Annotated in this window: 16 protein-coding genes, 5 tRNA genes and 1 riboswitch; of the genes, 11 read left to right on the top strand and 10 right to left on the bottom strand. The window is 71.6% G+C overall.

Going from position 1 to position 23,386, the window contains the following annotated elements; all coding sequences use genetic code 11:
* Positions 1-176 precede the first annotated feature (176 nt).
* Positions 177-1,013 carry a hypothetical protein gene (locus AB0E02_RS33265; RefSeq protein ID WP_362146475.1) on the top strand — a complete coding sequence of 279 codons (837 nt, stop codon included), beginning with the start codon at positions 177-179 and terminating at the stop codon, positions 1,011-1,013.
* A gap of 514 nt (positions 1,014-1,527) precedes the next feature.
* On the top strand, positions 1,528-1,734 hold the full coding sequence (gene bldC, locus AB0E02_RS33260; RefSeq protein ID WP_003949541.1) for a developmental transcriptional regulator BldC: 207 nt from the start codon (positions 1,528-1,530) through the stop codon (positions 1,732-1,734).
* 570 nt (positions 1,735-2,304) lie between these two features.
* On the opposite strand, the gene AB0E02_RS33255 is transcribed toward bldC, so the two are convergent.
* The 3 genes from AB0E02_RS33255 to hrpA form a co-directional block, all read right to left on the bottom strand.
* The gene (locus AB0E02_RS33255; protein WP_362146472.1) at positions 2,305-2,550 is read right to left on the bottom strand and encodes a DUF6274 family protein; all 246 of its coding nucleotides are present in this window, start codon (positions 2,548-2,550) and stop codon (positions 2,305-2,307) included.
* A 235-nt stretch (positions 2,551-2,785) separates the two neighbouring features.
* Positions 2,786-2,860, bottom strand: a tRNA-Asp gene (locus AB0E02_RS33250).
* A gap of 92 nt (positions 2,861-2,952) precedes the next feature.
* Entirely contained in the window at positions 2,953-7,050 is a 4,098-nt protein-coding gene (gene hrpA / locus AB0E02_RS33245; RefSeq protein ID WP_362146469.1) for an ATP-dependent RNA helicase HrpA, read from the bottom strand.
* A 123-nt stretch (positions 7,051-7,173) separates the two neighbouring features.
* Here hrpA and AB0E02_RS33240 point away from each other — a divergent pair, with 123 nt between their 5' ends.
* Positions 7,174-8,226, top strand: coding sequence for an ABC transporter permease (locus tag AB0E02_RS33240; RefSeq protein WP_362146466.1), 1,053 nt, complete (start codon positions 7,174-7,176; stop codon positions 8,224-8,226).
* 73 nt (positions 8,227-8,299) lie between these two features.
* Here AB0E02_RS33240 and AB0E02_RS33235 read toward each other — a convergent pair.
* From AB0E02_RS33235 to AB0E02_RS33220, 4 genes are all read right to left on the bottom strand, one after another.
* Positions 8,300-8,373 (bottom strand) — tRNA-Phe (locus AB0E02_RS33235).
* 4 nt (positions 8,374-8,377) lie between these two features.
* Positions 8,378-8,452: transfer RNA gene (locus tag AB0E02_RS33230), tRNA-Asp, on the bottom strand.
* Between the two features lie 48 nt (positions 8,453-8,500).
* Positions 8,501-8,573 (bottom strand) — tRNA-Glu (locus AB0E02_RS33225).
* An 82-nt stretch (positions 8,574-8,655) separates the two neighbouring features.
* Entirely contained in the window at positions 8,656-10,374 is a 1,719-nt protein-coding gene (locus AB0E02_RS33220) for a metallophosphoesterase (RefSeq protein WP_362146464.1), read from the bottom strand.
* Between the two features lie 119 nt (positions 10,375-10,493).
* Here AB0E02_RS33220 and AB0E02_RS33215 point away from each other — a divergent pair, with 119 nt between their 5' ends.
* From AB0E02_RS33215 to AB0E02_RS33195, 5 genes are all read left to right on the top strand, one after another.
* The gene (locus tag AB0E02_RS33215) at positions 10,494-10,844 is read left to right on the top strand and encodes a metallopeptidase family protein (protein ID WP_030416647.1); all 351 of its coding nucleotides are present in this window, start codon (positions 10,494-10,496) and stop codon (positions 10,842-10,844) included.
* A 202-nt stretch (positions 10,845-11,046) separates the two neighbouring features.
* The gene (locus AB0E02_RS33210) at positions 11,047-11,709 is read left to right on the top strand and encodes a hypothetical protein (protein ID WP_362146460.1); all 663 of its coding nucleotides are present in this window, start codon (positions 11,047-11,049) and stop codon (positions 11,707-11,709) included.
* Between the two features lie 312 nt (positions 11,710-12,021).
* Positions 12,022-14,274 carry a DEAD/DEAH box helicase gene (locus tag AB0E02_RS33205; RefSeq protein ID WP_362146457.1) on the top strand — a complete coding sequence of 751 codons (2,253 nt, stop codon included), beginning with the start codon at positions 12,022-12,024 and terminating at the stop codon, positions 14,272-14,274.
* 183 nt (positions 14,275-14,457) lie between these two features.
* Positions 14,458-14,533, top strand: a tRNA-Lys gene (locus AB0E02_RS33200).
* 276 nt (positions 14,534-14,809) lie between these two features.
* The gene (locus AB0E02_RS33195) at positions 14,810-15,949 is read left to right on the top strand and encodes a PP2C family protein-serine/threonine phosphatase (protein ID WP_362146505.1); all 1,140 of its coding nucleotides are present in this window, start codon (positions 14,810-14,812) and stop codon (positions 15,947-15,949) included.
* Between the two features lie 123 nt (positions 15,950-16,072).
* Here the strand turns inward: AB0E02_RS33195 and AB0E02_RS33190 are convergent, their stop codons facing one another.
* Complete coding sequence (locus AB0E02_RS33190) at positions 16,073-17,332, bottom strand: DUF2332 domain-containing protein (protein WP_362146454.1); 1,260 nt, start codon at positions 17,330-17,332, stop codon at positions 16,073-16,075.
* A gap of 294 nt (positions 17,333-17,626) precedes the next feature.
* Positions 17,627-17,781: riboswitch (cyclic di-AMP (ydaO/yuaA leader) on the top strand.
* Between the two features lie 11 nt (positions 17,782-17,792).
* Here AB0E02_RS33190 and AB0E02_RS33185 point away from each other — a divergent pair.
* On the top strand, positions 17,793-19,193 hold the full coding sequence (locus AB0E02_RS33185) for a M23 family metallopeptidase (protein WP_362146451.1): 1,401 nt from the start codon (positions 17,793-17,795) through the stop codon (positions 19,191-19,193).
* A 288-nt stretch (positions 19,194-19,481) separates the two neighbouring features.
* Positions 19,482-20,441, top strand: coding sequence for an aldo/keto reductase (locus AB0E02_RS33180; RefSeq protein ID WP_362146448.1), 960 nt, complete (start codon positions 19,482-19,484; stop codon positions 20,439-20,441).
* Positions 20,442-20,700: 259 nt separating this feature from the next.
* Here AB0E02_RS33180 and AB0E02_RS33175 read toward each other — a convergent pair whose 3' ends face one another.
* Positions 20,701-21,003, bottom strand: coding sequence for a hypothetical protein (locus tag AB0E02_RS33175; RefSeq protein ID WP_030415925.1), 303 nt, complete (start codon positions 21,001-21,003; stop codon positions 20,701-20,703).
* Positions 21,004-21,127: 124 nt separating this feature from the next.
* Here AB0E02_RS33175 and AB0E02_RS33170 point away from each other — a divergent pair, with 124 nt between their 5' ends.
* On the top strand, positions 21,128-22,057 hold the full coding sequence (locus AB0E02_RS33170; RefSeq protein ID WP_362146445.1) for a YDG/SRA domain-containing protein: 930 nt from the start codon (positions 21,128-21,130) through the stop codon (positions 22,055-22,057).
* Here the strand turns inward: AB0E02_RS33170 and AB0E02_RS33165 are convergent.
* Positions 21,981-23,249, bottom strand: coding sequence for a PrsW family intramembrane metalloprotease (locus AB0E02_RS33165; RefSeq protein ID WP_362146502.1), 1,269 nt, complete (start codon positions 23,247-23,249; stop codon positions 21,981-21,983). The two genes, AB0E02_RS33170 and AB0E02_RS33165, sit on opposite strands and share 77 nt — an antisense overlap.
* Between the last annotated feature and the right edge of the window lie 137 nt (positions 23,250-23,386).

Raw genomic sequence — 23,386 nt, 5'->3', positions numbered from 1 at the left:
GAAGAGCGTAAGACCTGCGACGGCGGTTGATCGGTCAGGTGCCGAGGATCACCCTCTCCCGGGGGACGGACGTGGGACGATCTGGTCGTATCGCAGGCCGGTCGGGGGCCCTCGGGCGTGTCGGGCACGCCGTGCGGCGGGTCCTCGGGCGGTGGACTTCCTCGTAAGGAGCGGGCGTGGCTCTGGCGTCGTCGGTGAAGGTCCCGTACATGGCATACCTGCGGGTCTACGAGCCGCTGGCAGCGTTCCCCGAGCCGGAGCGCTCCCACTGGGCGCGCTATGCCAAGCGGGAGGACACCCCCACCGCCCAGGACGAGCAGCGCCGGGCGCTGGCCGACCTGCTGCCGACCCCGCCGGTGCCGGTCCCGGTCCACGAGAGCGCGGACGCCTTCGTCGCGGTCGTGAACGAGGTGGTGTGTGTCTGCCCCTGGCGCACCCGGCTGCGCGGCTGGCAGGCCCTGGAGGGCCTGGAGGAGCTGCTGCCGGCGGCGGTGCTGGACGCGGCGCTGCCCCCGGTGGTGCGTCGGCAGGCCGCCACCGACTACGAGCAGTGGCGCGAGCGCAACCCCGACGCCCGGCCGTGGATCCGCGGCGCGTCCTGGCACGTCCCGGTCCGCTGGTTCGTCCTCTTCGACGACGCCGAGCGGGAGTACGCGGAGGGTGACCAGGGGACCGTGCTGCGTTACCGCACGCCGATGGTGCAGGCCAGACGGCGGGTCGCGCGGGGATTGCGGACGCTGCGGAACGCCCTGGAAGAGGGCCCGCTGATCGACGGCCTGGTAGATGTGGGGCGCTGGCTCGAGGAATTCCACCCACGCTCGCTCGTGGAGCTGGACTACGGAGGGCTGGTGCACGCGGTGCCCGAGGGGCAGCTCGCCGAGGACCGTTCCGCCGCCGAGGTGGCGGAGGGACTGGCGGCGCTGCGCGAGGGGGACGGCGAGCGGGCCGGTGCCGCGTACGAGAAGCTCTCCCAGCGGTGGCGCGCGGTCCGCGAACGTCAGTTCTCGAGCTGACCGCCCGAACCCTTTCCCGAGTTCACGGTGCTGTCGTACGGTGCTCGCTTCGCGGTGGTCGGGCGGTAAGGGACGTAGGTCCTTAACCGGGCGATTGCCCCAAGCGTGACCTAAAGCACTTACTTCGGGTCTTGCTAGCAAGCCTCCTCCTCGTGCCAAAATAGGACAAGGAGCCCGGCCCGGGCTCCTTCCGTCCAACTAAGGGCGGATAGATCGGTATTGCGGTCCTTGAGGGGTCTCGTGGCGGCTGAGCCCGTTGTGACTGATCGTCACGGCGGTGTGACTGTCCGCTATGGCACGGTCCATCGGCATCCGCCGAGGTTGAACACCTGAGAGGGCAATTCCATCGGTTTGGCCGACGTGGCTGGACAGATGGTGTAGTTGTAGTGCCGAGGACAAGCCGTTCGTCCTATAACCGACTCGGCCCGCGTCCGCCATTTCGGGCAACGCGGGTCAAGGTGCAGAATTTAGAGGAAAGAACCGTGATGGTTCGGTTCTCCCGAGGAGGCCGCTCATGACCGCTCGCACCCCTGACGCCGAGCCGCTGCTGACCCCTGCCGAGGTTGCCACGATGTTCCGTGTCGACCCCAAGACGGTCACCCGCTGGGCCAAGGCAGGCAAGCTCACGTCCATCCGCACGCTCGGAGGGCATCGGCGTTACCGCGAGGCTGAGGTCCGCGCACTGCTGGCGGGCATTCCGCAGCAGCGCAGCGAGGCCTGAAAAGCCGCGTAGCCAGGCCGTTTTCGGGGCCCCCAACCCGAAAACGCCCACTTCGCGCACCAGGCTCGACCTGCTCCACCACGCTTCACACAGCTTCATACGACGCGGCGTCTGACCCCAACAGGCCCCACACCCGCTCCACTGGGTACGTCACCGATCGCGCTGGACTCCGCCGGGTCCAGCGCGATTTTCATGTGTACGGCCGCTCCAGGGCCGGTCAGAAGCCTCGGGCCAGCTGTCGCCGGGGCCGGCGCCCGGCGGCGTCCACGGTGCCTTCAGGGGCCCTCCGGGGGCCCTCAGGAGTGACTCCGGGAATGGGTATGCGATGCGCCCGGGCGGGTGGTGCAATTGCACATATTAAATTGACCCATTGTAGGGAGGGTGTAAGTACCCTGCCCGGCAAAACTTGTTCGGTGACTCCCGTCACACGGCGCGCCGCTTGTGGCCATCCGCCCACTGCGGTAGGGGAATTACCCCCTCCGGGAGGCGCTTTCCCTCGCCACCCTTTCCCACTCTTCCCCGCCCGTTCCCACGCTTCCACCGGACAAGACGCCGCGCGGGCGTCCTTGGTCACCGCGGTGCGGGACTTTTGTCCTCGGCCGCCGGCGGCTCGCAGGCGGCCGGCGCGGGGGCCGGGGCGGAAGCGGGTGCGGCCGGCTCCGCGGCGGGCCCGGAGCGGGCCGTGTGCGGCTCCATGGCGAGCCGCAGCAGTTGATGGCAGATGGGGCAGTGCCGCATCTGGTGGCGGTAGCCCTGGGCCGCGGCCAGATGGGCTCGCAGCAGTGCCCTGGTTTCGTGCCGTACCGCAGTCGTCATCGTGCGTACCTCCCCGGCCCCCACAAACCTCCCCAAGTGAGTACCGGCGCCGGAAGGTCCCGTCAATACAGCGGGCAGCAAAGCAGTCACGGGCCGCAGCCGACGGCGCGCGGAAGGCGGAAGCGGCGGACGGGCGCCGGACCGGCGTACGGGCCACGGCGGACGCGCGGCGGGTACGGCGCACAGCCAAACGCAGAACGGCCCGCATCCAAGAAGGATGCGGGCCGAACAGAGGCGGTCCTGACGGGATTTGAACCCGCGGCCTCCACCTTGACAGGGTGGCGAGCACTCCAAACTGCTCCACAGGACCTTGCGTTTCGCTTTCCGCTTGCGGCGGGCTGCGAAGCAAGACTGTACAGCAGGTCAGGGGGTGCGGTCGAACTCGATACCGGAGGCCCGCCCTCAGGCGGGCACCGCCGCGTCCACCGCCTTCATGATCCGCTTGTCGGAGACCGGATACGCGGTCCCCAGGGCGTGCGCGAAGTAGCTGACCCGGAGCTCCTCGATCATCCAGCGGATCTCCCGGGCCTCGGCCGGCACCGCACGGCCCGGCGGGAACTGCTCCAGCAGCCAGACGTATTCGTCCTGCATCTCCTTCACCTTCGCCATGCGGGAGCGGTCCCGCTCGGCGTTGGTCGGCAGCTGCGTCAGACGGCGGTCGGCGGCGATCAGATAGCGCATCAGGTCCGGCAGCCGCTTGGCGCCGTGCGCGGTCACGAAGCCGGGTTTGATGAGCTCCGCCAGCTGCGCCTTGACGTCCGTCAGCGACGGCAGCAGCGAGGGGAAGGACGTCTCCTTCAGCCGGCGCTCACACGCCTGCCAGGCGGCCAGCACCTCCTGCACCTGCTGGATCGTCCGCAGCGTGACGTCCACGAGGTCGGCCCGGACCGCGTCGAACAGCTTGCGGAAGGACTCCTCGTCCCACGCCGGTCCGCCCCGCGCCGCGATCAGACGGTCCGCGGCGGCGGTCACGCAGTCGTCGAAGAGCGCCGCGATCGAACCGTGCGGATTGCGGGACAGCGCGAGCTTCTGCTGGTTGCTCAGCTTGTCCTGGGCGAACTTGGCGGGATGGGAGGGGATGTTGAGCAGGACGAGGCGGCGGGTGCCCGCCCACATCGCCGACTGCTGCGCGGCCTCGGTGTCGAAGAGCCGGACCGCGACGCTGCTTCCCTCGTCCACCAGCGCCGGATACGCCTTCAGCAGCTGGCCCGCCCGCCGGGTCTCGACCGTGCGCGGCAGCGTGCCGATCGTCCAGGACGTCAGGCCGGTGCGCTGCTCCACGCCGGCCGGTGCCGCCTCGTCGGCCGCGGACCCGCTGCCCTTGCCGCCCTTGCCGCCCCGGCCGGGCCGCTCGGCGGCCTGCTCGAAGGCCTTGGAGATGGCCGCCTGGGTCTTGGGCTTGAGCTTGTGCCGCAGCGCCTCCAGGTCCTTGGCCTCGGCGAGCTTGCGCCGCCGCTCGTCGACCACCCGGAAGGTGATCTTGAGGTGGTCGGGGACCTTGTCCGGGTCGAAGTCCGCCGGATCGACGGGCACGCCCACCATCCGCTGCAGCCCGGCGGCCAGCGAGGCCGTCAGGGCGCCCTGCAGCGGGACCGTCGCGTCCAGGAAGCGGGCCGCGAAGTTCGGCGCCGGGACGTAGTTGCGCCGGATCGGCTTGGGCAGCGACCGGATCAGCTCCGTCACCAACTGCTCGCGCAGGCCCGGGATCTGCCAGTCGAAGCCCTCGGAGGAGACCTGGTTGAGGACCTGCAGCGGGATGTGGACGGTCACGCCGTCCGCGTCCGCGCCCGGCTCGAACTGGTACGTGACCTTGAACTTCAGCTTTCCCTGCCGCCAGGAATCCGGGTAGTCGTCCTTCGTGACGGCCTCGGCGGACTCGTTGATGAGCATCGAGTGCTCGAAGTTCAGCAGCTCCGGCTCGTCCCGGCGCTTGGTCTTCCACCAGGAGTCGAAGTGGGCGCCGGAGACGACGTGTTCGGGGATCCGCCGGTCGTAGAAGTCGAAGAGCGTCTCGTCGTCCACGAGGATGTCGCGGCGCCGGGCGCGGTGCTCCAACTCCTCGACCTCACCGAGGAGTTTGCGGTTGTCATGGAAGAACTGGTGGTGGGTGCGCCAGTCGCCCTCGACCAGGGCATTGCGGATGAACAGCTCGCGCGAGGTCTCCGGATCGATCCGGCCGTAGTTGACCTTGCGCTGGGCGACGATCGGTACGCCGTAGAGCGTGACCCGCTCGTACGCCATCACCGCGGCCATCTTCTGTTCCCAGTGCGGCTCGCTGTACGTGCGCTTGACCAGGTGCTGGGCGAGCGGCTCGATCCACTCCGGCTCGACCTTGGCGTTCACCCGCGCCCACAGCCGGGAGGTCTCGACCAGCTCGGCGGACATCACCCAGCGCGGGGGCTTCTTGAAGAGCGCGGAGCCGGGGAAGACCGCGAACTTGGCGCTGCGGGCGCCGAGGTACTCGTTCTTGGCCTCGGTGTCCTTCAGTCCGATGTGCGAAAGCAAACCGGCGAGGAGGGAGGTGTGGATGTGGTCCGGTGCCGCGTCCTCCTCGCTCAGATGGATCCCCATCGTCTTGGCGACCGTACGCAGCTGGGAGTAGATGTCCTGCCACTCGCGTATCCGCAGGTAGTTCAGGAACTCGTTGCGGCACATCCGGCGGAAGGCCGACGAGGACAGCTCCTTCTGCTGCTCGCGCACATAGCGCCACAGATTCAGGAACGCCAGGAAGTCGCTGGTCTCGTCCTTGAAGCGGGCGTGCTGCTGATCGGCCTGCTGCTGCTTGTCGGACGGCCGCTCGCGCGGGTCCTGGATGGACAGCGCGGCCGCGATGACCATGACCTCGCGGACGCAGCCGTTGCGGTCCGCCTCCAGCACCATCCGTGCCAGCCGCGGGTCGACCGGCAGCTGGGACAGCTTGCGGCCGGTCTGCGTGAGCCGCTTCTTCGGATCCTTCTGCTTCGGATCGAGCGCGCCGAGCTCTTCGAGGAGCTGCACGCCGTCCTTGATGTTGCGGCGGTCCGGCGGATCGATGAACGGGAACTTCTCGATGTCGCCGAGGCCGGCCGCGGTCATCTGCAGGATGACGGAGGCGAGGTTCGTCCGGAGGATCTCCGCGTCGGTGAATTCGGGGCGGGAGAGGAAGTCGTCCTCGGAGTACAGCCGGATGCAGATGCCGTCGCTGGTCCGGCCGCAGCGGCCCTTGCGCTGGTTGGCGCTGGCCTGCGAGACCGGCTCGATGGGCAGCCGCTGGACCTTGGTGCGGTAGCTGTAGCGGGAGATCCGGGCCATGCCCGGGTCGATGACGTACCGGATGCCCGGCACGGTCAGCGAGGTCTCGGCGACGTTCGTGGCCAGCACGATCCGCCGGCCGGTATGGCGCTGGAAGACGCGGTGCTGCTCGGCGTGCGACAGCCGGGCGTACAGCGGCAGCACCTCGGTGTGCGGCAGCTGCTTCTTGTTGAGCGCGTCCGCCGTGTCGCGGATCTCCCGCTCGCCGGAGAGGAAGACCAGGATGTCGCCCGGCCCCTCGGCCTGCAGCTCGTCCACCGCGTCGCAGATCGCGGTGATCTGGTCGCGGTCGGAGTCGGTGCCGCCCTCTTCCAGCAGCGGGCGGTAGCGCACCTCCACCGGATACGTACGGCCGGACACCTCGACGATCGGCGCGGTGGGAGCCTCGTCGCCGTCGCCCGCGGCGGCGTCCGCCGCCCCGACCGTGGCGAACGAGCCGAAGTGCCGCGCGAACCGCTCCGGGTCGATGGTCGCGGAGGTGATCACGACCTTCAGGTCGGGGCGCCGGGGCAGCAGCTGCGCCAGATAACCGAGGATGAAGTCGATGTTGAGGCTGCGCTCGTGCGCCTCGTCGATGATGATCGTGTCGTACTGGCGCAGCTCGCGGTCGGTCTGGATCTCGGCGAGCAGGATGCCGTCCGTCATCAGCTTGACGAGGGTGTCGGCGCCGACCTGGTCGGTGAAGCGGACCTTCCAGCCGACCACTTCGCCCAGCGGGGTCTTCAGCTCCTCCGCGACGCGTTCGGCGACCGTACGGGCCGCGATCCGGCGCGGCTGGGTGTGCCCGATCAGGCCGCGCACGCCCCGGCCGAGCTCCAGGCAGATCTTCGGGATCTGGGTCGTCTTGCCGGAGCCGGTCTCACCGGCCACGATCACGACCTGGTGGTCTCGGATCGCGGCGAGGATGTCGTCCTTCTTCTGGCTGACCGGCAGCTCTTCCGGATATGTGATCTCCGGGAGTGCGGCGCGCCGCTGGGCGACCCGCAGCTCGGCCTCGCCGATGCCGTCGGCGATCTCGGCGAGCACGGCGGCCCGGGCTTCGGGCTTACGGATCCGGCGCGCGCCGTCGAGCCGGCGCCCCAGCCGCTGCGCGTCGCGCAGCATCAGCTCGGGCAGGCGTTCGCTCAGCGCGGGGAGGGTGGGAGCAGCGGTGCCGGGCGGGGTGGAGGAGATGCCGTCGGGCAGGGCGGAGGCAGGCTGACTGGACATACGTCCCCCAGGATCTCACCTCGGGTGAACGACTGGCGAACCATTTGCCGGCCCGGCCGGGCGCCCGCCCGCGGACGGCCTCCCGTACGGGAATGTCGGACATCGGTGGCTTAGCGTGGCCGCATGCCTGATCATCGCGGCGACCCCGGCCCCCGGACCGGGGCGGAGAAATGGTCCGCCTTCAAGAGGTCCCCGTTCTTCCCCGCCGGCGTGCTGGTCCTCATCCTCGCCGCGGCCGCCGGCCTCTTCGCCGGCTCGTACACGTACGCCATGGCCAACCCGGCGCCGCGGCACATCCCCACCGCGGTGGTCGGCTCCCCCGCCGCCCCGCAGGTGAGGGCCTTCGCCGAGGGGATGGAGAAGGCCCTGAACGCCGCCCTCCGGCTGACCGGGTACCCCTCGAACGGCGCGGCCCGGGCGGCCGTCGACGAGCAGCGGGAGTTCGCGATCCTGCGCGCACACGGGCGCGGCGTCGAACTGGACGTCTCCGCTGCCTCGGGCGCCACGGTGGCCCAGCTGCTGGCCGAATCCGGCGCCGCGGTCGGCCGGGCGACCGGTGTGGACGTCCGCCTCCGGGACATCATCCCGCTGCAGAAGGGCGACCCGCGCGGGCTCGCCCTCTTCTACATCTCCCTGGCCGCGGTGATCATCGGCTTCGTCGGCGCGATCCAGCTCAGCGTGCACGCCCGGGCCCTCAACCCGGCCGAGCGGATCGCCTTCACCATCGTCTACGCGCTGCTCGGCGCGTTCGCCATCGCGGCGGTGGTCGACTGGTGGCTGGGCGCCCTGCGGCTGCCGTTCTTCGAGTCCTGGCTGATCCTGGCGCTGACCATGTTCACCTCCGGCATGGTCTTCACCATGTTCAACACCCTCATCGGGCGCTGGGCCATGATCCCCACCTGGGGCCTGATGGTGCTGCTGGGCAATCCTTCTTCCGGCGGCGCGGTCTCCTGGCCGCTGCTGCCGTCGGTCCTCGGCCACATCGGCCGCTGGCTCCCGCCGGGCGCCTCGGTCAACGCCCAGCACACCGCGGTCTACTTCGGCGGCCACCAGCACGCCTTCCCGTTCCTCGTGCTGGCCGCCTGGTCGGTGCTCTCCTGCACGGTCTTCTGGGTCTGGCGCCACCGCCACCCCGGCGGCCGCGAGAGCGAGGCGGCCCCTGCGGCGGACGGCTGAGCGGCGGATCCCGCCGGGCGGAGGAACGACGAAGGCCCCGGTTCGAGGAACCGGGGCCTTCGTCCAAAGGGTGTGGCTGGGGCCGGGGTCGAACCGGCGACCTATCGCTTTTCAGGCGATCGCTCGTACCAACTGAGCTACCCAGCCGCAGCGGTCCTGACGGGATTTGAACCCGCGGCCTCCACCTTGACAGGGTGGCGAGCACTCCAAACTGCTCCACAGGACCTTGCATTGTGTGAAAGCGGCCTGAACCATTCTCACACACGGTGTTGCGTGCCCCCAACGGGATTCGAACCCGTGCTACCGCCTTGAAAGGGCGGCGTCCTGGGCCACTAGACGATGAGGGCTGGTGGCCTCCTTGGCGTCGTTACCGGCGCCGTCGGGGACGTGAGAAGCATATGGGATGGGAGGACCGTTCGCCAAAACGGTTTACCCGGAGCCGTCGGAAGGGGTCCTGGTCGGCCGCGAGAAAGCCCCCGGTGAGCGGCCGGCCGACGGCCCGGGGTGCGGGCCGGACGGGTGAGCGGAGCGGGTCGGCGCCGGCGTGGCGCCGGGCTGGTTCTCCCGCGGGAGGTGGCGGCTGACCTCGGCGCGGGACAGGCCCAGCCCGCCCAGGGTGATCTCGTCCCAGGCCTGCAGCCGCTTGGTCCTGCGGTCCAGATAGAGCACCGACGCCTGGACCAGGGCGGGCTTCTTGTTCTGCACCGCGCGCAGCCCGCCGCCACCCGTGGAGCCCTCGACCATCAGCCGGGTGCCCCGGGGGAGCGTGGTGTTCTCGCGGTGGTGGATGTGGCCGGCCAGTGCCAGCGGGACCAGCCCGTCGGTCTGCGCCGCGGCGGCCGGGTTGTGAGCCAGCGCGAGGTCGACCGGCGTCCCGGCCAGCCGCTCGGTGCGCAGCACGTCGGCGAGCCGGTCCCCGGCGGCGCGCTCGGCGGCGTCCCCGGCCGCGACGACCGAGCGGTCCGGGGTGAACTGCGGGTCGCCGGTGCCCGCGATCCGCACCCCGGCGACCCGGACCACCCGGCCGTTGTCGAGGACGGTGACGTGCCGGCGGCCGGACAGGTACTTCTGCGTGGTGCGCGAATCGTGGTTGCCGCGCACCCACACGTACGGCGCGCCGAGCGTGGACGCCGCGTCGAGGAAGTGGTTCTCGGCGGCCGAGCCGTGGTCCATGGTGTCGCCGGTGTCGACGATCACGTTGATCCGGTACTGCTTCACCAGGGAGGCGATGATCCGCCAGCTGGCCGGGTTCAGGTGGATGTCGGAGACGTGCAGGACGCGCAGGGTGCTGGGGTCGGGCTGGTACGCCGGCAGCGTCGAGGTGGCGTCGTAGAGCTTGGTGACGTTGGTGACCAGTCGCGCCAACTCCTTCTGGTACACGTCGAATTCGCTGACGATGCTGCGTGCGTTGCCGACCACGGACGGGGCCGAGGACAGCAGCCCGGAGAACTTCGGCTCCAGGACCGAGTCCGGGTTCCAGGTGGCGTACGCGGTGCCGGCGGAGGCGCCGAGCAGGGCGAGCGCCAGGCCGCCGGCGGCCAGGGCGCGGCGCGGGCGGCGGTAGACGACCAGGCCCAGTGCGGTGGCGCCGGCGGCCACGGCGAGGCAGGAGTGCGCCGCCAGCCCGAGGGCGCCGCGGGTGACGTCATGGGTGACCTCGTCCTGCAGGCCGGCGAACCGTTCGGGGTGGGCGACCAGCGCCTGCGAGCGGACCGGGTCCAGCCGGTCGACGTCGACGTCGAGGCGGAGTGGCGCGTAGTGGCTGCTCAGCTCCAGGTCGCCGAGCGGCGCGACGTCGATCCGGGTCCCGCCGGTCAGCGAGGGGCGCAGGGCCATGCTGGTGTCCATCGGGCCGACCGGGGCGTGCACGGTGCCGATGAGGACCAGCCCCAGCCAGGAACCGAGCGCGGCCACGGCTATCAGGCCGAGCGAACGGGCCGGCGGACGCGGCGGGTCGAGGAGGTCGACGGCGGGTTCCGTACGGCGGAAGCAGGAGGGGCGGCGGACGGCTCCGGGCGGCGCCGATACGCCGGGCGGCCGGTCCCGGCCCGGACGCCACGGTGGGCGGAACGGGCGGGGCAGCCACCGGAGCAGGGGGTTTCGCGGGAGGTCGGGGGCCGATGTCCGGGAGCGCTCAGCACGGGCCATTGGCCCCGTATGCCCGGCAGGGCGGCCGTCAATCAGGGCGCGGCGACCTGGGTGGTGGTGCGGGACGGCGGGCGGGCGGCGACGATCGGAGGCGGGGAAAGGTGGCGGAGAATGGTGGTGTGCTGGAAATGACGCGCGAGGAGTTCGAGGAACTGGTCGCCGAGGCCCTGGACCGGATCCCGCCGGAGCTGACCCGGCTGATGGACAACGTGGCGGTCTTCGTCGAGGACGAACCGCCGGCCGAGGACCCCGAGCTGCTCGGGCTGTACGAGGGGACGCCGCTCACCGACCGCGGTGAGTGGTACGCGGGCGTGCTGCCGGACCGGATCACGATCTACCGGGGGCCCACCCTCCGGATGTGCGCGACGCGTGAGGACGTGGTCGCCGAGGCGGAGGTGACGGTCGTTCACGAGATCGCGCACCACTTCGGCATCGACGACGCCCGGCTGCATTCGCTCGGCTACGGCTGAGCCGCGGCGGCGCCCCGGCGTGATCGGCGGCGCGGGGCGCGTGTCCTCAAGCGGGGGGCGGGAGTTGGGCAGGGCGTCCGTGCCGCCGTCCCTGCGCTCCGGATCCGGAGGTCCCGCCGTGCGCCCGAGCCCCTACCGCCCCTCACCGTCCCCGACACCGCCGCCCGCCGCCCCCGCGGCGGCGCGGCCACCGGAGCCACCGGTGCCGTCCTCGCAGCCGTACGCCTCCCGGTCGTCCGCTGCGCAGCCGTCCGGGGCCCCGTCACCGGCCGGCCGGGCGCTGGCCCGGGTCGCCGTCGCCGCCGTGACCCTCACCGCACTGGCCGCGTCCCTGGCCGGCTGCATGAGCGTCAGCGACCCGGGGCAGCCCAAGCCGTCCGGAGGTGCCGCCCGGCACGACGGCCAGGGCGGGCAGCCCGGCCCCGGCGGACCGACCGCCGACGGGCGCGGCGCCGGAGCGCGGCAACTGGGCCGCAACGGCGAGGCCCGCCCGGCCGGCGGCGACGAGAAACCGGGCAAGAAGTCGAAGTCCGCGAAGCCGAAGCCCTCCGAGGAGGGGGCGACCCCCGGCCCGGTGCAGCCCTCGGGGCCGGAACCCGGCGCGGGCAACAGCGGCGGCTCCGGCGGCCACGGCGGGCTCCCCGGACCCGCCGGCCCCTCGCCGTCCCACTCCGCCCGGCCGTCCTCCCCGCCCGACACGCCCCCGCCCCCCAGCACCCCCACCGCCGCCCCGACCCCGCCGCCGAGCACCCCCGCACCGCCGCCGACCGCGCAGGCGTCCGGCCCTTCCCCGGTCTCGCCGATGTCGTCGCTGGCCGAGCCGGGGGATCCGGGGGAGCCGGGCACCATGGACGAGGGGGCCTGAGGCGGCGCCTGACCGGGCGCTGACAGGGGGCTGACAGCGGAAGCGGAGGCGGGGCGGCGGCCGTAAAGGCGCGGGGTCGGACCGGGAAGACGCGGGGCCCGGCCGGAAAGCCCTGGTCAGCGGCTCATTTGCCATCCGGGGGGCGGAGTGCGTATGGTGGTAGATCGTTTGATCCCATTTGCCCGGCGCCAGAAAAGAAGCGCGCCGCGTGGCGCGTTCTCTCCCTTGCCGTGGCTGACCGCATTGAGGCGGTCGTGTGAAACACACGGAGTTTGGGCGCGTGCCGAGACTCCGGAAGGTTTCGCATTTCGCATGTCCATTTCCACTGATCAGTCCGTCATGCCCGCACACGACGAGCAGGACGAGCGTCCGGCCGCCGAGGTGACCGAGGCCACGACCGACGCCGACACCGCTGCCGACGTCCAGGCCGACACCGCTGCCGACGCCGAGGCCGACGCCGACACCATCACCTTCGCCGACCTCGGCCTCCCCGAGGGCGTCGTGCGCAAGCTCGCGCAGAACGGCGTGACGACCCCCTTCCCGATCCAGGCCGCGACCATCCCGGACGCGCTGGCCGGCAAGGACATCCTCGGCCGCGGCCGCACCGGCTCCGGCAAGACCCTCTCCTTCGGTCTGCCCACCCTGGCCCGGCTCGCCGACGGTCGCACCGAGAAGAAGAAGCCGCGCGCTGTCATCCTCACCCCGACCCGTGAGCTGGCCATGCAGGTCGCGGACGCCCTCCAGCCCTACGGCGACGTGCTCGGCCTGAAGATGAAGGTCGTCTGCGGCGGTACGTCCATGGGCAACCAGATCTACGCCCTGGAGCGCGGTGTCGACATCCTCGTCGCCACCCCGGGCCGGCTGCGGGACATCATCAACCGCGGCGCCTGCTCCCTGGAGGACGTCCAGGTCGCCGTCCTCGACGAGGCCGACCAGATGTCCGACCTGGGCTTCCTGCCCGAGGTCACCGAGCTGCTGGACCAGGTGCCCGCGGGCGGCCAGCGGATGCTGTTCTCCGCCACGATGGAGAACGAGATCTCCACCCTGGTCAAGCGCTACCTGACCAACCCGGTCAGCCACGAGGTCGACAGCGCCCAGGGCAACGTCACCACCATGACCCACCACGTCCTGGTCGTGAAGCCGAAGGACAAGGCGCCGGTCACCGCCGCCATCGCCGCCCGCAAGGGCCGCACCATCATCTTCGTCCGCACCCAGCTGGGCGCCGACCGCATCGCCGAGCAGCTCGTCGAGTCCGGCGTGAAGGCCGACGCGCTGCACGGCGGCATGACCCAGGGCGCCCGCACCCGGGTCCTCGCGGACTTCAAGGACGGCTACGTCAACGCGCTGGTCGCCACCGACGTCGCCGCCCGCGGCATCCACGTCGACGGCATCGACCTGGTCCTGAACGTCGACCCGGCCGGCGACCACAAGGACTACCTGCACCGCTCGGGCCGTACCGCCCGCGCCGGCCAGTCCGGCACGGTCGTCTCGCTCTCGCTGCCCCACCAGCGCCGGCAGATCTTCCGCCTGATGGAGGACGCCGGTGTGGACGCCTCCCGGCACATCGTCGGCTCCGGCACCTTCGACGAGGACGTCGCCCGGATCACCGGCGCCCGTTCGCTCACCGAGGTCCAGGCCGAGTCCGCCAACAACTCCGCCAAGCAGGCCGAGCGCGAGGTCGCCCAGCTCACCCGCGAGCTGGAGCGCCTGCAGCGCCGGGCCGCCGAGCTGCGCGAGGACGCCGACCGGCTGACCGCCCGCGCCGCCCGCGAGCGCGGTGAGGACCCGGCCGAGGTGCTGGCCGCCGCCGCCGAGACCGCCGCCGCGGAGGTCGCCGCCGAGGCCGCCGCCGCCGAGCGGAGCGCCGCCGACGAGCGCCGTCCGGCCGCCTCCGACCGTCGCGACGACCGCGGCAACTTCGAGCGCCGGGACCGCCGCGACGACCGTGGTGGCTTCAACCGGGACGAGCGTTCCGGTGGCCGTTCCTTCGACCGTGACCGTCGTGACGACCGCGGTGGCTTCCGCCGGGACGACCGTGGCGACCGCGCCGGTGGCCGGTCCTTCGACCGCCGCGACGACCGTCGTGACGACCGCTCCGGTGGCCGTTCCTTCGACCGCGACCGTCGCGACGACCGCGGTGGCTTCGAGCGCCGGGACCGTCGGGATGACCGTCGCGACGACCGTGGTGGCTTCAACCGGGACGAGCGTTCCGGTGGCCGTTCCTTCGACCGTGACCGTCGTGACGACCGCGGTGGCTTCCGCCGGGACGACCGTGGCGACCGCGCCGGTGGCCGTTCCTTCGACCGCGGTGACCGCGGCTTCAACCGCGACCGCGGCGACCGCCCGAGCCGCCCGTTCCACCGCGACGACCGCTCCGGCGGCTACCGTTCCGGCGGTGGCGACCGGCCCTTCAACCGCGACGACCGCTCCGGCGGCCGCCCCTCCTCCGGTGGCCACCGCTCCGGCGGTGACCGTCCCTACGGCCGCCGTGACGACCACCGTGGCGCCACCGCCGGCTCCTACGGCCGCCGCGAGGACAAGCCGCGCTGGAAGCGCAACGGCTGATCACTGACCGACGCCGCTCACCACCGGGCCCGTACGCACACAAGTGCCGTACGGGCCCGGTGCGTTGTACGGTCGGGAGGCCCCGCCCGAGGGCCCGCCGCACGGTCCGCGGCACCCCTGTGACCTGGCCGTTCGGTAATGCCTTCGGGCTGCGGCACGTCCTCGGGCTATGCTGCTCGGTGCGGGCCATTAGCTCAATTGGCAGAGCAGTGGACTTTTAATCCATTGGTTCAGGGTTCGAGCCCCTGATGGCCCACCAGAAGGGGAAGGGGAGGGGCTGGTTCTCTCCCCTCCCCTTTTCCCTTGCCTTCTTTCTCCCCTCCTCCTGGTGACGCTCGTCGGTGGTCCTCCAGGGCCCGGTCGCGCATCCGCCGGTGATCCTCCGGGGGCGCGTCATGTGATCCGGCGCTGACCCGTCCGGCCCCCGTGGGATCGCCGTGCCTCCCCGGAGCGGACAGCCTTGGGACGTCGAGGTGACGGCCGGCATGCCGGTACGCGTACGGCGGACGGGCGGAGCGGGGAGAGGCCGGTGCGGATGCTGCAGGGCGACGGGCCCTCAGGCGACGGGGAGCGCCGGGCACGCCGGGCCCGGATGTCCCCGCTGGGCCGCAGCCTGGCCTGCTGGCTCCCCGCCGTCCTCATCGTCGGCGGCCTCGCGTTCGACATGGCGACGCCGCCCAGGTACACCGCCGCGCCCTTCTTCTCCGCCGCCCCGCTGGTGGCGGCGCCGCTCCTGTCGCTGCCCGCCACCGCCCTCACGGCCCTGGCCGCCATGGCCGGTGAGTCCCTGGTGGTGACGTACCGCAGCGCCGCCCAGGACACCCACGAGTCGGTGACCGAGATCGCGACCGTCTTCGTGGTCGCCCTGCTGGCGCTCGCCATCAACCGCGTCGTCCGGAGGTCCGACGCCCGTCTGGCGTCCGTACGGGACGTCTCGGAGGCCGCGCAGCGGGCCGTCCTGCCGGCGCCGCCCGAGCGGCTCGGCGGGCTCGCGGTCGCCGCCCGGTACGTGGGCGCGCGGGCGGACGCCCGGATCGGCGGCGATTTCTACGCGGTGCAGGACACCCCGCACGGCGTACGGCTGATCGTCGGCGACGTCCGCGGCAAGGGGCTGGAGGCGGTGGAGTCCGCCGTGGTCGTCATCGGCGCCTTCCGGGAGGCGGCGGAACAGGAGGCCACCCTGGAGGCGGTGGCCGGCCGGCTGGAGCGGGCACTGCAACGGGAGGGCGGGCGGCGCGCGGGGCTCGACCGGTACGAGGGGTTCACCACCGCGGTCCTGGCCGAGATCCCCGCCGACGGGCGGCCCGTGCTGCGGGTCCTCAACCGCGGCCACCCGGCGCCCCTGTTGCTGGGCCCGGACGGCGGGCTGTGCGAGCTGACGCCCGCCGTGCCTGCGCTGCCGCTGGGGATGAGGGAGGTGGCGAGCTGGCCGGACCGTTCCGACGAGTCGTTCTTCCCGGCCGGTTCGCTGCTCGTCTTCTTCACGGACGGTGTGACCGAGGCCCGCGACCTGCGCGGCCGCTTCTACGACCCGGCCGACAAGCTCCGCGGCCGGCACTTCCCGGGCCCCGGCAGCCTCCTGGACGCCCTCATCGAGGACGTCGCCCGGCACACGGGCGGGGACCCGGCGGACGACATGGCCCTGCTGGCGGTGCAGCGGCCGATGGGGGAGTGAGGGCTCGGCGCTCCGGGCCGGTTCGCGCGGCGCACTACTACGGCGGGCGGAGGGGCTGACAAGGGTGCGCCTGGGCCTGGGCCCGGCAGGGCCGGCCGCTGCCAGGCACCCGCCGGGGGCCGCCTACAGCGGGCGGAAGCTCTGTCCGTGCGGCCCGGTGAGCGCGACCGGGTGCCCGTCCAGGGCGAGCGTCAGCTGCAGCGGGTCGTCCGGGCGTGGGGTGTGGTGCGCGGGCAGCGGGAGCCACGGCAGTACGGAGTGGTGCTCCTGGGAGACCCAGTGCCCGCCGCCGTCCCGCCCGTCGAGGACCGACCGTACGAGCCGGGCGAACTCCTCGCGCCGGGCGTACGGCAGATAGCTCAGCACGGAGGTGTGGAACACGACCAGCGTCGCCCCGGCCGGCGCCTCGGCCGCCAAAGCGGGCAGTTCGTCGATCAGGTCCCCGCGGACGATCCGCGGCCGCGGCACCGCCCGCACCGCGTCGACGGCCGCGGACAGCCGGGCCGCCCGCGCCTCGTCGCCGGGCCACACGAGCGACTGCAGCCAGCGCAGGTCGTCCCGGTCGGCGACCGGGTCGAGCGGTGCGAGATCGATCCCGGCCCGCCAGACGACTTCGGGCAGGCGGATGGGGACGTGCGACGCCCCTTGCTCCGCCGCCCCCGCCCCCGGCCCCGGCGACTGCACCTGGCAGTGGAAGACCACGGGGCTGTCGGCCGCGCCTACGTCGACGAGCGGGGCGTGGGCCGCCGGATCGCCTGCTTCCCCGTACCAGGGTCCGTACGCGTACCGGTAGCGGTCCGGGTGCAGGCACAGCCCGGCCGAGGTGCCGACCTCCAGGAGGGCCAGCGGCTGGGGCAGCCGGGCGAGCAGCGGCAGCAGCGTGGCGCAGCGGGCCGGTTCGTTGGTCTGGGTGCCGCGGCGCATGATGACGTCCCGCACCTGGTCCCAGTGCCGGATCGTCCATTCGCGCCAGCGCCCGTACGCCACCGCGCCGCGCGGGCCCTGTTCCGCGTGCGGCCCGTCGAGATGGCGTACGGCGGCGAGCAGGAGCTGGGGCTGCTGCTTGTCGCCGGCCGGCAGCGAACCCGCCAGCAGCTCGCACAGCTCCTGGTCCTGGCCGATCCGGGCGCTCAACTCCTCGTGGGCGTCGGACCGGCCGCGCGCCTCGCGCCAGGAGAACTCCTGGTACCGCCGCGCCACCTCCTGGGCGTTTCCGGTCGGGACTCCGCCGTGGCCGGGACGGCCGTGGCGGCCGTGACCGGCGTTGCGGAGGGGTTCGGCGGGTCCGGGGCTCTCGGCGTATCCGGGACTTTCGAAGGGTCCGGGGCGCTCGGAGTGTCCGGGGTGCAGGGAGTGTCCAGGGCGCTCGGCGTTGACGACCATGATCCGACGTTACTGTCTTCACGTTCCGTAATGGGCAGGCACCCCTCCGCATAACAACTGACGCACAATCATCGAGAGATCGTTTAGACGCGGCACGGGGCGGTGCGGTCAACTCGCCCGATTTATGGCCATGGTGACCGGAAAACACCACGCCAAAGCTGGTGCGCGAGGCATATGGATTCCCGGGAAGGCTTGGAAAACCGTCGCGATCTCTATTACTGTCCGATAACGCAGCGCGGTCGTCCCAGCCGCCGCAAGAGGCGGCACCGTGCGCCGACGCCGAATCCCGCACGCGCTTTTCACGCACCTCCAGCACCTCGAACTGCACCAAGGGAACCGGGGAACCACCACCTTGGGGTGAATCGGACGCCTTCGCCAGAGGGTGCCCGTAGGAGACCTTCCTGCTCCGAACCCGTCAGCTAACCCGGTAGGCGAGAAGGAAGGAAAGGAGTGCGCCCCCGTGGCGTCCAACAGGCCTGGCCCCGAGGCTCCGTCCGCCTACGACTCCGACGACCGGGGCCCGGACGCCCCGTACGCCCGGTACGCGTCAGGCGCCCCCCACGCCTTCGCGCATCCCGGCGACACCGCAGCCGTCACCGACACCGCTTTCACCACTGACGCTGCTTTCGGCACCGACGCTGCTTTCGCCACTGACGCTGCTTTCGGTGCCGACACCACTGTCGGCACCGACACCCGCTTCGCGGCGGCCGGTGAGGCGAACGGTGACGCCGACGGCCAGTGGGAGGAATGGAACCCCACCGAGGAGTCCGTCCGCCCGGCCCGCGGCAAGCACCGGGTGGCCAAGCAGCGCGGCGGTGGACTCGCCCGCGGCGGGACGGTCCTGGGCGTCGGCGTCATCGCGGCGGTCGGCGCGGGCGGGATGGCCACGGCCGAGGGCCGGCCGCCGGTGCCGATCTCGATGCCCGACCTCGGCGGAGTGGCCGACGCCGTCTCCGACCACCTCCCGGACGCCGCCTCCCTGCCCGGCGTCGGCGACCTGATATCCGACGGCGGTTCGCACACCGATGGGGGCGCGCACACCGCTTCCGCCTCTTCCTCCGCCACCACTCCCGCCGACCCGCTCACCGGGAACGCCGGTCCGGGCTCGCCGTCCACCACGGACGCGGGCACGGGTACGGGCGGGGGCGCCGGATCGAGCACGGGCACGGGCACGGGCTCCGGCTCTGACGCGGTTACGGGCTCGGGCTCTGGCGCGGACGCCGGTGAGGCGCTGCGCAGCCGTATCCTCCAGCAGGCCGACGCCCAGCAGGGCTCAGCCGAGCAGGAGGCCCGCGAGGCCGCCGAGCAGGCCGCGATCAAGCAGGCCACCACGGACGCCGCCGCGGACCTGAAGGCCGCCGAGCAGGCCGCGGCCGCCAAGAAGGAGGCAGCGGCCGAGGCCAAGCGCAAGGCCGAGGAGGAGGCCCGCCGTAAGGTCGAGGCCGAACGCCTCGCCAAACTGGCGCAGAGCTTCATCACCCCGGTCTCCTCGTACACCCTCACCGCGAGCTTCGGTCAGGCCGGTGACCGCTGGGTCGCGGACCACACCGGCCAGGACTTCGCCGCCCCGACCGGCACGCCCGTCAAGGCCGTGCACTCCGGCACCATCACCCAGGCCGGCTGGGCCGGTTCGTACGGCTACCGCATCGTCCTGACCCTCGACGACGGCACCGAGCTGTGGTTCTGCCACCTGTCCTCGATGGTCAAGACCTCGGGCAAGGTCAGCACTGGCGACGTCATCGGCCGGGTCGGCGCCACGGGCAACGTCACCGGTCCGCACCTCCACCTGGAGGTACGCCCCGGCGCCGGCGACCCGATAGACCCGATGCCCTGGCTGCGCGACCACGGCGTCAACGTCTGACGAAGCGGGGCGGGCGGCCCACAGGAATCACGGATACGGCCGTGAGGACACGACCATGGGATGTGACTATGGGAACGCGTCCATGGGGACACGTCCATGGGGACACGTCCATGGGGACACGTCCATGGGGACACGTCCATGGGGACACGACCATGGGGACACGACCATGGGGATGCGACCCTGGAGATAGGACCATGGGGAATATCCCCTTCGAGGGAATAGCTGCCCTACGGGGGAACAACCGCCGCACGAGGGAATAACCACCCGCCCCGCAGCGCTGTCCCCACCATGAGCGCGACAAGCAACAACTCCCGTACCCCCAGGGCCCTGGGCTCGCTGTCCGTCTCCCCCCTCTCCCTCGGGGGCAACGTCTTCGGCTGGACCGCCGACGAGGCCGAGTCCTTCGCCGTACTGGACGCGTACGTGGCGGGCGGGGGCAACTTCATCGACACCGCCGATGTGTACTCGGCCTGGGTGCCGGGCAACAAGGGCGGCGAATCCGAGACGGTCCTCGGCAACTGGCTGGCCGCGCGCGGCAATCGCGACGACATCGTCATCGCCACCAAGGTCGGCGCGCACCCGGACTACAAGGGTCTGTCCGCCGCCACCATCAAGTCCGCGGTCGAGGAGTCCCTCACCCGGCTCCGCACGGATTACATCGACCTCTACTACACCCACTACGACGACGAGTCCGTCGAGGTCGGTGAGTTCCTGACCGCCCTGGACGACCTCGTCCGGGCCGGCAAGGTCCGCGAGATCGGCGCCTCCAACATCTCCGCGCAGCGCCTGGAGGAGTCCCTCGCCTTCTCCGACCGCGAGGGCGTGGCCCGTTACGTGGCCCTGCAGCCGCACTACAACCTCGTCTCCCGCGACACGTACGAGGGCGAACTCGCCGACGTGGCCGCCCGCAACGGCGTGTCCGCGGTCCCGTACTACGCCCTGGCCTCCGGCTTCCTGACCGGCAAGTACCGGCCGGGTGCGGCGGTCGACAGCGCCCGGTCCGGGAAGGCCGCGCAGTACCTCGCCACCGACCGCGGCCCCCGCGTCCTGAAGGCCCTCGACACGGTCGCCGCCGCCCATGGTGCCGAGCTCGCCACCGTCGCGCTGGCCTGGCTCGCCGCCCAGCCGACGGTCGCCGCCCCGATCGCCAGCGCCCGCACGACCGCCCAGCTCGCCCCCCTCCTGGCCGTCACCGACCTGACCCTCACCGCCCCCGAACTCACCCTGCTGAACGAGGCATCGGCCTGACCTGCCCCACGCCAGGGAGAGCCGCCTCCCCCCACAACGCAGGAAGCGGGGCCCTGGGGGCCCCGCTTCCTGCGTTGCGTGTTGGGGAGCATCACGCAGCGCGCACCGCGTGGTACGCGATACGCAGCGCGCGAGACGTAGTGCTGCGCGATACGTATCGCGTGATACGTGATGCGTACCGCGCGATAGGTACCGCGCGAGAGGTAGTGCGCGAGAGGTAGTGCGTGATGCGTGCTGCGTACCGGTGACCCCCGGCGCACTACCCCCGCCGGTCCACCACCGCCCAGGACGCCAGCGCCACCCCACCGGCCACCGCGAACACCGAAGGCCAGGCCCCGATCTTCTTGGCCAACGGATGCGACCCCACGAACGCCGCCACATAGGCCCCACTCAACGCCGCCGCCGTCTTACCACCGGCCTTCCGCTGCCACTCCCGAGCCGCCACCGCCCCCGCCGCAGCCAACGCCACACCCCCCAACGGCCGCTTCTTCGTCCACCGAGCCACCCCATAACCCCCGAGCAACCCACTCGCCGCCACCACACTGCTCGGAACGCCGGCCATGCCCACTCCACTCCTCAGAAGAGACACCAGACAAACCACAGAAGAAACAACTCCTGTGAGCCTACGCCCGGGATTGCTGCACCAACTGATGACGTAGCGATCAAGCACTTGGCAGTATGCGTGCATGGCGAAGAAGAACGCGGCGAACCCCGTGAAGTTCGGTAGCCCACCGGGTGTCCATGAAGGTCAGCACTTCAAGGGACATGCCGAGTTGCACGAGAAAGGGGTGCACCGGCAAAGCGGATTGGGGATCTCCGGAACCGCTCACCAGGGCGTCGACTCCATCGTTCTCTCCGGCGGTTACCTCGACGACGTCTACGGCGAGTCCGAGATCGTCTACACCGGCGAGGGCGGACGCGACCGCACCACTCAGCGCATGGTGGCCGATCAGACGATGGACTCGCGCGGTAACGCCGGACTGTTGCTGAACCAGGCGCTGGGGAATCCGGTACGCGTCATTCGCGGCTTGGACATCAAGCGGCAGAAGGCCACCGGTGGCTATGAGTACTGCGGCCTCTTCCGAGTCGCGGAGAGCTGGACCACGATCGGTAAGGAAGGCTTTCGCATTTGTCAGTTCCGGCTGCTCAAGCTGGCACCCGGCGAATCACCGAAACCGCAACCCGTGGCACCGGACGGTGAGAAGAAGACCGACCTGGAAGAGCAATTTCGCCGAACCGTCGCCTACGAACGACTCATACGTGACTCGGCCGTCGTACGCGAGGTCAAGCAGATGTACGACAACACCTGCCAGGTGTGTGGACTGCGGCTCGTGGTGTCACCCGAGGGCGAGGCCATCAGCGAAGCCGCGCACATTCAGGCCCTGGGCAAGCCGCACCACGGGCCCGACACGGTGGACAACGTGCTGTGCCTCTGCCCGAACTGCCATGCCCTCTTCGACCGGGGTGCCCTCCAGCTGACCGACGCCTATGAGGTGATCGACGGGCTGACGCAGCAGTTCGTTCGTGCGCTGACGCGGGTCAAGGAGCACCAGATACGGGTCGACTGCATCCGCCAGCATCGGTCACGTTGGGCGGACCGTCCGTACGACGGCTAGTCCGCAACGCACACGTCAACGCCGGCCGTCCCCACCTCTGGTACTGCCTGACCCGTTGCAGCAGGTACTGCTCGCGGGTGGTGAAGTCCGGGTCGGGGCCCCTGAGGTGGGCGCGGCGGCGGTGGAAGGAGAGGGCGGTGGCGGCGGTGGCGTAGGCGGTGACGGCGCGGGCGGCGGCGGGGCCCTCGGTGCGGCGGGCGATGTCGCGGGCCAGGGCGCGGGTCTTGAGGGAGGCGAGGGCGTCCGGTTCGGCCGGGGTGAGCCAGCCGGCCGTGATGTAGGGGGCGAGGTAGCCGGGGAGGGAGAGGAGCTCCTGCTTGCGGGCCCAGACGGCCAGGGCCGTCAGGGCGAGGAAGACGGGGACCATGAAGAGCCCGTAGACGAGGAGGAAGCCGATGTCGCCGAGGGAGGAGGCGGCGTTCCAGATGGCGTGCAGGAGCACGGCGGTGAGCAGGCCGAGGGCGGCGAGCGCGATACGGGCGGCGCGCCGGCGGGGGTAGCGGGTGGCGGCTATGCCGAAGGCGAGGCCGGTGAGGATGGTGAAGAGGGGGTGGGCGAAGGGGGAGATGATGATGCGGACGAAGAAGGTACCCACGGTGAGCGAGTCCAGGCCGGTGTGGCCCATGGACTCGTCCTCGCCGAAGGCGTTGCCCAGATAGACGATGTTCTCGGTGAAGGCGAAGCCCGTGGCGGTGATGCCGGCGATGACAATGCCGTCCGTGATGCCGTCGAAGTCGCGTCGGCGGAAGCGGTAGAGGAGCAGTACGGCGGCGGCCTTCACCGTCTCCTCGACGACCGGGGCGATCGCCGTCGCGCCCCAGGTCTCGGCCTCGGAGGGCGAGGCGGACGCGAGGTTGGCGGCGAGCCAGTCGGTGGCGAAGCCATTGGTGACCAGCGCCACCAGAGCCGCGGCACACGCCCCCCAGGAGAACGCGAACGCGAGGTTCCGCCGGGGCTCGGGCTCGATGCGGTCGAGCCAGCGGAACGCCGCGACCAGCAGCGGCACCGGAAAGACGGCAAGCCCCAGCCCCACGAGCAGGCCCTCGGTACCGGTCTCCCGGCGGACCATCCCGACGATGATCACGCCGGAGAGCGCGAGCAGGGAGACGAGCAGGGATATCAGCGCGGTAGCGCGGAGGGTCGTACGGCGGGGCCTGTGGCGACGGACACCGCGTGCTCTGTTGCGTGGCATACCGCGGGTGCTGTCGCGTGGCATACCGCGGGTCCCGTCGTAAGGCATACCGCGGCTCGTCTCGCGGGGGCGGCCCCCGGCCGTATCGCCGGCCAGGACGTGGGGCATGTCGCAACGTGTGTCGCCGGTCGCATCGC

It is taken from the genome of Streptomyces sp. NPDC048196, from assembly GCF_040652715.1.
Taxonomy (GTDB): Bacteria; Actinomycetota; Actinomycetes; order Streptomycetales; family Streptomycetaceae; genus Streptomyces; species Streptomyces siderophoricus.
This window is presented reverse-complemented; position numbering and strand designations above follow the sequence as displayed.

What these genes read in the sequence shown, in the direction of transcription:
- bldC (WP_003949541.1), top strand. Translation starts at nt 1,528, where the DNA reads ATGACCGCTCGCACCCCTGACGCCGAGCCGCTGCTGACCCCTGCCGAG.
- AB0E02_RS33255 (WP_362146472.1), bottom strand. Translation starts at nt 2,550, where the DNA reads ATGACGACTGCGGTACGGCACGAAACCAGGGCACTGCTGCGAGCCCAT.
- hrpA (WP_362146469.1), bottom strand. Translation starts at nt 7,050, where the DNA reads ATGTCCAGTCAGCCTGCCTCCGCCCTGCCCGACGGCATCTCCTCCACC.
- AB0E02_RS33240 (WP_362146466.1), top strand. Translation starts at nt 7,174, where the DNA reads ATGCCTGATCATCGCGGCGACCCCGGCCCCCGGACCGGGGCGGAGAAA.
- AB0E02_RS33220 (WP_362146464.1), bottom strand. Translation starts at nt 10,374, where the DNA reads ATGGCCCGTGCTGAGCGCTCCCGGACATCGGCCCCCGACCTCCCGCGA.
- AB0E02_RS33205 (WP_362146457.1), top strand. Translation starts at nt 12,022, where the DNA reads ATGTCCATTTCCACTGATCAGTCCGTCATGCCCGCACACGACGAGCAG.
- AB0E02_RS33195 (WP_362146505.1), top strand. Translation starts at nt 14,810, where the DNA reads ATGCTGCAGGGCGACGGGCCCTCAGGCGACGGGGAGCGCCGGGCACGC.
- AB0E02_RS33190 (WP_362146454.1), bottom strand. Translation starts at nt 17,332, where the DNA reads ATGGTCGTCAACGCCGAGCGCCCTGGACACTCCCTGCACCCCGGACAC.
- AB0E02_RS33180 (WP_362146448.1), top strand. Translation starts at nt 19,482, where the DNA reads ATGAGCGCGACAAGCAACAACTCCCGTACCCCCAGGGCCCTGGGCTCG.
- AB0E02_RS33175 (WP_030415925.1), bottom strand. Translation starts at nt 21,003, where the DNA reads ATGGCCGGCGTTCCGAGCAGTGTGGTGGCGGCGAGTGGGTTGCTCGGG.
- AB0E02_RS33170 (WP_362146445.1), top strand. Translation starts at nt 21,128, where the DNA reads ATGGCGAAGAAGAACGCGGCGAACCCCGTGAAGTTCGGTAGCCCACCG.
- AB0E02_RS33165 (WP_362146502.1), bottom strand. Translation starts at nt 23,249, where the DNA reads ATGCCACGCAACAGAGCACGCGGTGTCCGTCGCCACAGGCCCCGCCGT.